Annotated in this window: 6 protein-coding genes; 3 read left to right on the plus strand and 3 right to left on the minus strand. The window is 62.9% G+C overall.

Annotation, left to right across the window (positions count from 1 at the left end):
• The 3 genes from AC1DX0_RS30645 to AC1DX0_RS30655 all read left to right on the plus strand — a co-directional run.
• A partial coding sequence (locus AC1DX0_RS30645) for an extracellular solute-binding protein (RefSeq protein ID WP_477358171.1) occupies window positions 1–663 on the plus strand: 663 nt, incomplete at its 5' end.
• Between the two features lie 92 nt (window positions 664–755).
• Window positions 756–2,183 carry an amidase gene (locus AC1DX0_RS30650; RefSeq protein WP_477358174.1) on the plus strand — a complete coding sequence of 476 codons (1,428 nt, stop codon included), beginning with the start codon at window positions 756–758 and terminating at the stop codon, window positions 2,181–2,183.
• Between the two features lie 62 nt (window positions 2,184–2,245).
• On the plus strand, window positions 2,246–2,971 hold the full coding sequence (locus AC1DX0_RS30655; protein WP_477358177.1) for a TetR/AcrR family transcriptional regulator: 726 nt from the start codon (window positions 2,246–2,248) through the stop codon (window positions 2,969–2,971).
• Between the two features lie 7 nt (window positions 2,972–2,978).
• Here AC1DX0_RS30655 and AC1DX0_RS30660 read toward each other — a convergent pair whose 3' ends face one another.
• The 3 genes from AC1DX0_RS30660 to AC1DX0_RS30670 form a co-directional block, all read right to left on the minus strand.
• A complete protein-coding gene (locus AC1DX0_RS30660; RefSeq protein WP_477358180.1) occupies window positions 2,979–3,740 on the minus strand; it encodes an MBL fold metallo-hydrolase in 762 nt (253 codons plus the stop codon).
• 1 nt (window position 3,741) lies between these two features.
• A complete protein-coding gene (locus tag AC1DX0_RS30665) occupies window positions 3,742–4,806 on the minus strand; it encodes an ABC transporter ATP-binding protein (protein WP_477358183.1) in 1,065 nt (354 codons plus the stop codon).
• Window positions 4,803–5,269, minus strand: a 467-nt coding sequence (locus AC1DX0_RS30670) for an ABC transporter permease (protein ID WP_477358186.1), incomplete at its 5' end; no start/stop codon positions are given. The genes AC1DX0_RS30670 and AC1DX0_RS30665, both read right to left, overlap by 4 nt.

The raw sequence follows: 5,269 nt of genomic DNA on the forward strand, positions 1-5,269 counted from the left end.
CCGTGGCAGTGGGGCACGACAGGCATATCGGTGAACAAATCGGTCTATTCGGGCGATGTGAACACGTCGGCAATCTTCCTCGACCCACCGCCCGAATTGGTCGGCAAAATCAATGTCGTGCCCGAAATGGGTGACATCATGTTCCTCGCCATCGCCTACGAAGGCGGCCAGTATTGCACCGACGACAAGGTGTTGCTGAAGAAGGTTCGCGACAAGCTGGTCGAGGCCAAGGCGAAATGGCTGTCCTTCGACTATGGCGCCGTCGATGGCCTCGGCAAGGGCGACATCGCCGCCGGCGTCAACTGGAACGGCATTTCGCTGCGCCAGCGGCTGCAGAACGACAAGATCGTCTATGGCTATCCCAAGGAGGGCTATCCGATCTGGATGGACAATGTCGCGGTTCTCAAGGACGCCGAGAACGTCGACAACGCCAAGCTGTTCCAGAACTTCATCATGGACCCGCAGAATGCCGCCTTGATCTCGGCCTTCGCGCGCTATTCGAACGGCATCAAGGGCTCGGAAGCGTTCATGCCGGCCGACATGAAGGACGCGCCGGAGGTGAACGTGCCGGCCGAATTCGCCGCCAAGGGCCAGTTCATGGCGGCCTGTCCGYCGGAYGTGCAGGCGCTCTACACCAAGATCTGGACYGAYCTGCAGAAATAGCCTGMTCCGYTGTTTTCCGCGCCGCGACATGCGGCGCGGCCACCTCTCGATCCATCAAGCCAAGGCGATCCGGGCGATCGCGGGAGACTTTCATGACCGATCTCGACCTCTGCTACATGCCGGCGAGCGAAGCGCTGCGGCGGTTCAAGGCCAAGACCYTTTCGCCCGTCGAACTGATGCAGGCGACCATCGATCGCGCCGAGGCGACGAAGCCGACGATCAACTGCTTCACCTTCACCCATTTCGAAGAGGCGATGGCGCTGGCCAGAAAAGCCGAGGCGAAATACGCCAAGGGTGCCAAAACCGGCGCGCTCGAGGGCCTGCCGATCGGCATCAAGGACGAGAGCTACATCAAGGGCAAGCCGACCTCGCATGGCTCGCTGCTGTCGAAGGATGCTCTTGGCGGCCATACCTCGACCATCAACGAGCGCATCATCAAGGCAGGCGGCATCGTGCATGCGCGCACGGCGACGCCGGAATTCAGCTGCGCCGGCTATACCTGGTCGAAGCGGTGGGGCGTCACCCGCAATCCCTGGAATCCGGAATTCACGCCGGGCGGGTCGTCGGGCGGGTCTGCGGCAACGCTGGCTTCAGGGACATCGTCGATCGCCACCGGCTCGGACATTGCCGGGTCGATCCGCATTCCTGCCTCGGCCTGCGGTCTTGTCGGCTTCAAGCCGCCCTACGGCCGCAATCCGGACGAGCCGCCCTTCAACCTCGACTTCTATTGCCACACCGGACCGCTGGCGCGAAATGTMAGGGATGCGATCCTGCTGCAGAACGTCATGGCCGGRCCGAGCCCGCTCGACATCGCCACGCTGCGTCCCAAACTGCGTCTGCCGTTCGACTACAAGCCGATCAAGGGCTGGAGAATAGCCTTCTCCATGGATCTCGGCTCTTTTGAAGTCGATCCCGACGTGCGCAAAAACACACTTGCCGCCTGCGATGTCTTCCGCTCGCTTGGCGCCACGGTCGAGGAGGTTGACCTGGGCTGGGGCGACGAGGTGCTCAAGGCCGGCATGGCCTATCTGGAGCACCTGTTCGGCGCCTCGCTGTCGCAACTGTTGGAGAAGCACGGCAAGGACATGACCAGCTATGCCAGGCAGTTCGCGCAGGATGGGCAGAAGTCGAAGGCCGCGGATTTTGTCGCCACACTGGAGGTGGCGGCCAGGATGTACCAGACGCTGGGCCCGCTGCTGGAGACCTACGACGTGCTGATCTGCCCGACAAATGCGCTTCCAGCGGTGCCGGCGGAGTTCGATCAGACCAGGGACAAGGTTGAGATCAACGGCAGGGAGGTAAACCCCTCGCTGGGTTGGGTGATGACGACGCCGTTCAACATGCTGAGCCGYTGCCCGGTTCTGACGATACCGTCGGGCCGCGCCGCCAACGGCGTGCCGACAGGCATCCAGATCGTTGGCCGCACCTATTGCGACGCCGATGTCTTCCGCGCCGGACTGGCCTATGAAACGGCCCGCGGGCAATGGTATGGAAACGCCGAGGCACGCCCGTCGCTTTGAGACATTTCCGGGATGCGGCGTGCCATATGCCGAAGTAATTTGTGCGGCGGGATATTTCCGCCGTGGGTCCGAAAGGCCTGACGACAATGGCGCAACGCAAGGCAACCGCAAAGCCGGAGAAACGCAAGGCTGCGGCGACGAAGGGCGCGGCAAATGATGCCGCCGCGCCCAAGGACCGCCGGCGCGAGCGCGGCGAAGCCAGCGTGCAGCGCATCATCGACGCCACCATCGAGCTCATCGCGGAGGAGGGCCTGGCCAGCGTCACCATGCAGCGCATCGCTGAACATGTAGGCTCGTCCAACGCGCTGGTCGTCTTTCATTTCCGCAGCAAGGAGAACCTGTTCCGGGTCGTGCTGCAGTATCTCAGCGATCAGTACGACGAACTGTGGATCACTTTGGTGCGGGCGCCCGGCCTGACGCCGGCTGAAAGGGTGCTGGGCGCSGTCGATTGCGCGCARCGTTTYGCCCGGCAGCAYCCGAAATGGGTGTCCGTCTTYGTTGYGTTCTCCAGCGAYCGCAAGAGCATGCAGATATATAATGAAATCGGCYTGCCGAGCGATCTCGCCTACACCGCTGARGCRCGCGAGYTTCTGATCGAGATTTCGCGCAGCGGCGGYTATRCCGGCGTCGACATAGACACATTGTCGGAGAGCCTGAACTATCTGGTTCACGGCGCATGGTACTGGGACCATCTGAACCCTTCGAGCCGTGACACCAATGTGCTGCGCAAGACCATGCTGCTGCTGCTGCATCAGGCATTTCCGCGGCATTTCGAATTGATGCCGTAGCTGTTTCTCAGGGGCGCTGGCTCAGGTGGCAGCCGGCCTGGCGTTTCTGCGAAAGATACTCGTCGATCAGCTGGCGGTAGCGCACCTTGCCGAAGCTCGGGAAATGGCCGCCATGCACGATCGAGACATCGAGTTCGCGCATGGCGAGCAGCGTCTCGACATAGTCTGGGATGTCCGAATGGTAGACGTCGTCGATCAGCGGGCCGTCATAGATGATGTCGCCGGACAGCAAGATGCCGGTCTTGTCCTCGTAGAGCGCGATGCCGCCGGGCGAATGGCCGGGTGTGTGGATCACCTCGAAGGCGCGGTCGCCGAGATCGATGATATCGCCATGCTCGAGCAGGCGGTCGGCCGGCGCGGCTAAAATGCGGTAGCGCGCTGTGTCCCAACCTTGCGGCTGGCGATCGAACATCTCTTCGGTCGCATATGTGCCGGCGGCCGTCCATTCGTTGCGCGGATCGGCAAGGATTTCCGCCTCGGCCCGGTGCACGCAGCGGTCGGGAAATTCGTGATGGCAGCCGATGTGATCGAAATGCGTATGGCTGGCGACGCAGGTCAGCTTGCGCTCGSTSACCAAGGGCACATGTGTGCGCAAGCTGAAATGACCGAGACCGCTGTCGAACAGGAGGTCGCGGTCGCGGCCGCGCACATGCCACATGTTGCAGCGGAAGAAGGGTTTTATCCACGGCTCGTGGATCAACGTGACACCGTCGGCCATGCGGATGGTCTCGTACCAGTCTGGTGCGTCGATGACCGGAAGGGGTGCCATTTCAGTCCGTCAAAACGATGATCTGGTCGGTATCGCACGAAACGGCAACTGTGTCGCCGGGCTGGACGGTGGCTGATGCCGGCAGCTTGGCGATGAACTGCAGCGAGGGATCCGCGACTGAAACGGCAAGCACACGCTTGAAACTGCCCTGGAAGACAACGTCGCTCACTTTTGCCATGCCGAGACTTGCGGTGCCCGCGGCCCCACCGAGGAGGAGGTACTCCGGCCGGATGGCCAATGCAACAGCCGAGCCCACAGGCAAGGCGCTGCGCAGCAAAACCGGTCCGGCCGGCGTCGAGACTGTGCTCGTCCTGTCCTTGGCTTGCGTGACCKTGCCGGCAAGGATGGTGCTTTCGCCCATGAAGGTSGCGGAAAAGCGKGTYGCSGGCCTGGCGTAGACGCGCTCGGGCGGGCCTTCGTCCTCGATGCGGCCGTCATTCATCACCACGCAATGGTCGGCCAGCGCCATCGCCTCTTCCTGGTCGTGGGTGACATGGATGAAGGCGGTGCCGACGCGCTTCTGGATTGCCTTCAACTCGTCCTGCATCTGCCGGCGCAGTTTGAGGTCGAGTGCGCCGAGCGGCTCGTCGAGCAGAAGCACCGCCGGCTCGATCACCAGCGCCCGCGCCAGCGCCACGCGCTGCCGCTGGCCGCCGGAAAGCTGGTGCGGCTTCTTGTCGAAGGCGGTAGCCAGCCCGACCAGCGCCAGCGCCTCGCGGGCTTTTGCGGCGCGCGTCGCACCATCGACGCCTTGCATGCGCAGCCCGAACCCGACATTGCCGCCGACGCTCATATGCGGAAACAGCGCATAGTCCTGGAACACCGTCGTCGTCGGGCGTTTCGCCGGCGGCACTGCGGTGCAGTCCTCGCCGCGGATGAAAACCTTGCCTTCGCTGGGCGTGACGAAGCCGCCGAGGATCGACAAGAGCGTCGTCTTGCCGGAGCCCGACGGCCCGAGCAGGATCGTGTAGCTGCCGGGTTCGATCTTGAGCGAGACGTCTTTCAGCACCGCCAGCTGCCCGAAACGGTGTGAGACAGCGCGGATATCGACCAGAGGCGCGGTCATGCTTTTCTCCGGCGCAGCAATGTCAGTTCGAACAGCACGACCAGCACGATGGAGACGGCGAAAACCAGCGAGCCGATCGCGTTGGTTTTCGGGTTAAGGCCGGAGCGCAGCAGGTTCCAGATTTCCACCGGCAGCGTGGTGTCGAAGCGGGTCAGCAGGAAGGAGATCACGAATTCGTCCCAGGAGAAGGTCATCGACAGGAAGAAGCCGGCACAGATCGCCGGCGCCATGACCGGCACGGTGATCAAGAGCAGCACCTTCCACTCCGGCGCGCCGAGATCGCGCGCGGCGCGCTCGATGTTGATCTGGTGATCGCCCATCTGGCTGTAGATGATGGCGAAGCACAGCGGCAGATTGATCACGACGTGGCCGATGCCGGCGGCGAGCAGCGATTTCGGTACGCCGGCCCAGTTGAACAGCACCAAGAGCCCCATGCCGATGATGAGGTAGCTGACCGTCAGCG

This window comes from Mesorhizobium sp. P3_A9 (genome assembly GCF_056402975.1).